This window comes from Nonomuraea sp. NPDC003201 (assembly GCF_053590415.1).
This window is the reverse complement of the sequence record NZ_JBSFTC010000539.1, coordinates 1-4,851: the sequence shown is the minus strand read 5'-3', so window position 1 is coordinate 4,851 and position 4,851 is coordinate 1. Positions and strand designations below refer to the sequence as shown.

6 protein-coding genes are annotated in these 4,851 nt (G+C 70.2%); 3 read left to right on the top strand and 3 right to left on the bottom strand.

From position 1 onward, the window contains the following. On the top strand, positions 1 to 416 hold a 416-nt coding region (locus tag ACWDX9_RS60175; protein ID WP_449972859.1), incomplete at its 5' end, for a hypothetical protein. Here ACWDX9_RS60175 and ACWDX9_RS60170 read toward each other — a convergent pair. The 3 genes from ACWDX9_RS60170 to mraZ all read right to left on the bottom strand — a co-directional run bounded on the left by ACWDX9_RS60170 (position 395) and on the right by mraZ (position 2,609). After that, positions 395 to 1,003, bottom strand: a complete 609-nt coding sequence (locus ACWDX9_RS60170; protein WP_449972857.1) for a hypothetical protein — start codon at positions 1,001 to 1,003, stop codon at positions 395 to 397. The two genes, ACWDX9_RS60175 and ACWDX9_RS60170, sit on opposite strands and share 22 nt — an antisense overlap. Then, entirely contained in the window at positions 993 to 1,958 is a 966-nt protein-coding gene (gene rsmH, locus ACWDX9_RS60165) for a 16S rRNA (cytosine(1402)-N(4))-methyltransferase RsmH (protein WP_364251492.1), read from the bottom strand. Before rsmH ends, ACWDX9_RS60170 begins: the two co-directional genes overlap by 11 nt. Before the next feature lie 219 nt (positions 1,959 to 2,177). Further along, positions 2,178 to 2,609 (bottom strand): division/cell wall cluster transcriptional repressor MraZ, encoded by a 432-nt coding sequence (mraZ, locus tag ACWDX9_RS60160; protein WP_090930667.1) that lies wholly within the window; start codon positions 2,607 to 2,609, stop codon positions 2,178 to 2,180. A gap of 408 nt (positions 2,610 to 3,017) precedes the next feature. Between mraZ and ACWDX9_RS60155 the strand changes: the two genes are divergently transcribed. Together ACWDX9_RS60155 and ACWDX9_RS60150 are read left to right on the top strand one after the other, a co-directional pair. Then, positions 3,018 to 4,058 carry an AAA family ATPase gene (locus ACWDX9_RS60155; protein ID WP_397366034.1) on the top strand — a complete coding sequence of 347 codons (1,041 nt, stop codon included), beginning with the start codon at positions 3,018 to 3,020 and terminating at the stop codon, positions 4,056 to 4,058. After that, positions 4,055 to 4,801 (top strand): DUF58 domain-containing protein, encoded by a 747-nt coding sequence (locus ACWDX9_RS60150; RefSeq protein ID WP_449972854.1) that lies wholly within the window; start codon positions 4,055 to 4,057, stop codon positions 4,799 to 4,801. The genes ACWDX9_RS60155 and ACWDX9_RS60150 overlap by 4 nt, the downstream gene beginning before the upstream one ends. The last annotated feature ends 50 nt before the right edge of the window (positions 4,802 to 4,851 follow it).

Genomic DNA, 4,851 nt, shown 5'->3' with positions numbered 1-4,851 from the left:
TCACGCACGCGACCGCGCGGCTCGGCGCCGGGTCGCCGTGGCTCGTGGTCGGTGCGGTGCCGGTCAGCCCTGCACCGGTCGAGTTCGTCGCGGCGGGAACGGCCGCGCGGTTCGTCGCCGGACTCGCGCGGCGGACGCCCACGTGGCGGATCGCCCGGGCCGAACGGCAGGTCCAGCGGGTCCGGCGGGCGCTTGCGCGGCTGGCGTGGCGGGTTCTCCGGCGACGCCGGACGGCCCGACCCGTCGGAACGGCCCCCGTCAGAACGTGCGGAGCCGCCCTGCCGCCCCGCCCGTCCCGGACCTCCCGGCGTACGACGAGCGGCGCCGGGCCCTCCTTGAGAGCCGGCGCCGCCAGCGCCGCGGCCGGGTCCCTGCCCCCTGCCGCCCGAGTTGCTCACCGTTCCCTGTCCGCCTGACCGCTCAGGCCGTCGGCGCCGCTCCAGCTGTCGACGTTCTTCCAGTTGCGCTGCTCGCCCTCCTTCTCGGCCATCGTGGCGAGGACGTCGGGCTGCGTCTTGAGCTGGTATTCCAGCTCGATCTTCTCCTTCTCCTGACGCGCCACCGCGATCTCGTCGCGCAGGTCGGCGTCGGTGATGGCGTCCTTGGCCAGCATGGTGTTGAGCAGCAGCAGGCTCACCAGGCCGCCGCAGAGCAGCCCGACGACGAGCAGCACGAACGGCGCGCGCTGGCTGCGCGCGGGCCTGCGCCGCGCCATCGGCCGCCTGATCTGCGCGCTCACCGAGGCGATCCGCTTGCCGGCGGTGCCGGCGCCGGAACGGGTGCCCGGACGCACGCGGGTGGCGCCGTCGGCGCGCTCCCGCTCGGCGCCGGGCCGCTTGCCGTCGAGGTCGAGGCGTGCCCGCTCGGCCGCCGACAGCTTGCTCTCGACGTCAGGACGGGGCCGCGGCTTGGACTGGTGCGGCGCCCCGAGCCGGCGCGTACCCGTCTTCGGGGTCGCGCGGCGGACGGGCGCTCCCCGGCCGGTCTCCTGCTCAGTCGTCAACACGGATCCTCTCTGCCGCCCGTAGCCGGGCCGAGGCCGCCCGCGGGTTGCGGGCGAGCTCTTCTTCGCTTGGGAGCTCGGCTCCCCTCGTCAGGAGGCGGAACCTCGGCTGGTGAGCCGGCAGGGGGACGGGCAGCCCGGGGGGGCTGGTGTCCCTGGTTCGCGCCGTGAGGGCCTGCTTGGTGAGCCGGTCCTCGAGCGAGTGGTACGAGAGCACGACGACTCGCCCACCCAGCGCCAGCGCGTCGAGTGCCGCGGGCAATGCCGCCTCCAGGGCGGACAGCTCCGCGTTCACCTCGATGCGCAGCGCTTGGAAAGTCCTCTTGGCGGGGTTTCCCCCGGTGCGCCGGGTCGCGGCGGGAATCGCCTCACGCACGATGTCCGCAAGCCGCTTAGTCGAGGTTATGGCCTCTTTGGCCCGTTCCTTGATGATCAGGCCCGCGACACGCGGAGCGAATCGTTCTTCTCCGTAGTCGCGCAGGATGCGGATCAGCTCCGGGGCGGAGTAGGTGTTGACCACCAGCTCCGCCGTCAGCTCCTGGTCGGTGTCCATCCGCATGTCGAGCGGCGCGTCGTAGGAATAGGCGAACCCGCGCTCCGCCTCGTCGAGTTGCGGCGAGGAGACCCCCAGGTCGAACAGGGCTCCGTTGACCGTGGTGCGCCCCGCGCGGGCGAGCACCTCGGCCAGGTCACCGGAGGAGGCGTGGACCAGGGTGATCCGGTCCGCGTACGGGCTCAGCCGGCGGGTCGAGAAGTCGATCGCGAAAGGGTCGCGGTCGATCCCGATCAGATGGAGTGAAGGATAGGCGGCGAGCAGGGCCTCCGAGTGGCCACCGAGGCCGAGGTTGGCGTCGACGACGACCGGCTCGCTGCCGGACAGCGAAGGCCCGAGCAGCTCCAGAACGCGCTCGAGCATCACCGGAACGTGACCGCCCGTGCCAGCGTTGTCCTGCATCTCCAACCCCCCTCTCGCGTCCTTGCCCGCGGATGACGCGTATAGATCGATCGTCGGCCACCTCTGAGTCCCCACCCGGCGCCGCCCGGCCAGGTCCCCATCCGCACCCTCTTCGTGGACGCCTGTCATCTGACACCGGGGAAGGTGCATCAGCTGACCGGCAGTGGTTGCGGGTGGAGACCTCGCCGAACGACAACACCGACGGATCGACCGTGGTCACTACAAGATCCCTGGCAGCACCTCCTCCGACAGATCGGCGAACGCCTGCTCCTGCGCGCTGAGATAGGTGTCCCAGGCCTGCGCGTCCCAGATCTCCAGCCGGGTGTTGGCCCCGATGACGACGCAGTCACGCTCCAAACCCGCATACTGACGCAGGCTCTGCGGGATCGTGATGCGCCCTTGCTTGTCTGGCTTCTCGTCGGACGCACTGGCGAAGAAGACGCGGCTGTAGTCGCGCACCGCCTTGGCGGTGACCGGGGCGGTGCTGAGAGCCTCGGTAATGCGCTGGAACTCCTCCACGGGAAAGACGTAGAGGCATCGCTCCTGGCCTTTGGTGATCACAAGACCCTCCGCCAGCTCCTCACGGTACTTAGCCGGCAGGAACAGCCGTCCCTTGTCGTCCAGACGCGGTTGATGGGTTCCGAGGAACACCGGACCCACCTCCCGTGCCTCGTGAAGCGCTCAGCGCTGGTGCACCGGGCCCTCCACTGCGCACCACCATACTCCACTTCTCCCCACCGTCAACTGATTCGAACCGTCTTCATCATCGCTTTCCGTTGCGTTACCGCAGGTCAGAGCGATGGAGCGGGATGGAGGGGGGTGACCGGGCGGTCAACCCTCATGGGCGTGTCGAGGGTTCAAAAGGCCGCGGAAATAGGGGCTCGGCTCGTTCGGGAAGCCCGCGGTGGAGGAAAGTGGAGCGCCCGGTGGGGTGTCGTGTCACGGGATTCGTACTGCTATGCGACAAGAACAGGAACATCGCCGGTGTTCCCTGGAATATCCACAAATGTCGCCCGAGAACCCACAGCGTCGTAGGGTCGTACACACAATGGAAAAGGAATGGCATGGCTCCCGCAAAGGCACCCTACGGGACAGCCGTCGCACTTCTCTCATGGAGGCCCGGTGGCAGTAACCCATGATGTCCCTCCCCAGCTCGACGAGCTGGTCTCCACCGCGCATCGGATTCGGAACGCCATCGAATCGGTGATCGAGGGCAAGGGCGACGCCGTCCGCATCATGCTCACCGTCCTGCTCGCGGAGGGCCACCTCCTGATCGAGGACGTTCCAGGGGTCGGCAAGACCATGCTGGCCAAGGCGCTGGCGCGCTCCATCGACTGTCCGGTGCGCCGCGTGCAGTTCACTCCCGACCTGCTGCCCAGTGACATCACCGGGGTCAGCGCGTACAACCAGCAGACCCGGGAGTTCGAGTTCAAGCCCGGCCCGGTGTTCGCGAACATCGTGGTCGGCGACGAGATCAACCGAGCCTCTCCGAAGACGCAGTCCGCGCTGCTGGAGTGCATGGAAGAGCAGCAGGTGACGGTGGACGGCGAGACGTACCAGCTGGACACGCCGTTCATGGTGATCGCCACCCAGAACCCCATCGAGATGGAAGGCACCTATCCCCTTCCCGAGGCGCAGCGTGACCGTTTCACCGCGCGCATCGCGATGGGCTACCCCGAGCCGCACGCCGAGCTGGAGATGCTCGACGTGCACGGCCAGACCTCGCCGCTGGACAAGCTGGAGCCGGTGGCGACGACCGCCGAGGTGCGCGCCCTCATCGAGGCCGTACGCGGCGTCTACGTCTCGCAGGCGGTCAAGAAGTACGCCATCGACCTCGTCGTGGCCACCCGCCACTCCCCCGACCTGCGGCTGGGCGCCTCGCCCCGGTCCACGCTGCAGCTCGTACGGGCCGCCAGGGCACACGCCGCGCTGGCCGGTCGCGACTACGTCATCCCCGACGACCTGCAGGACCTGGCCATCCCCGTGCTGGCGCACCGGCTGCTGCCCAGCGTCGAGGCCCAGGGCCAGCGCCGCCTGCCCGAGCAGGTGGTGACCGATCTGATCAGGCGTGTACCGGTGCCGGAGGCCAGGGCGTCGTGAGGGCCGGACTGCGGGCGCTGACCTCCAGGGGCAGGTCGTTCCTCGCCTCCGGCATCGCGGCGCTGCTGATGGCCGTCATCCTGGGCGAGAACGACCTGTTCAGGATCGGCGTCCTGGTGACGGCGCTGCCGCTGCTGGCGGCCATGGTGGTGGCGCGCACGCGCTACCGGCTGAGCTGCGCCAGGCGCCTCGACCCGCCGCGGGCGGAGGTCGGCGGCGAGGCCACCGTGACCCTGCGGCTGGAGAACGTCACCAGGCTCCCGACCGGCCTGCTGCTCATCGAGGACACCGTTCCTTACGCGCTGGGCGTGCGGCCCCGGTTCGTGCTGGACCGGGTCGAGTCGCGGGGCGTGCGGGAGATCGACTACCGGGTGCGCTCGGACCTGCGCGGCCGTTACACGATCGGCCCGCTGTCGGTCCGCATCGCCGACCCGTTCGGGCTCGTCGAGCTGACCCGCTCGTTCACGATCAGCGACACGCTCGTGGTGACGCCGCACGTCGCGGCGCTCCCCCATGTGCGGCTGTCGGGTGAGTGGACGGGCGGCGGCGACAGCCGTACCAGGAGCGTGGCCGCGGCCGGCGACGACGACGTGGCGCCACGCGAGTACCGGCAGGGCGACGACCTGCGCCGGGTGCACTGGCGCTCGACGGCCCGCCGCGGCGAGCTGATGGTGCGCCGCGAGGAGCAGCAGTGGCAGAGCCGCGGCGCGCTCCTGCTGGACACCCGCAGGTACGCGCCCTGACGTCGTCATCGGCGTCGCGCTCCTTATCGCCTGCGCCGCGCTTCCGCCGG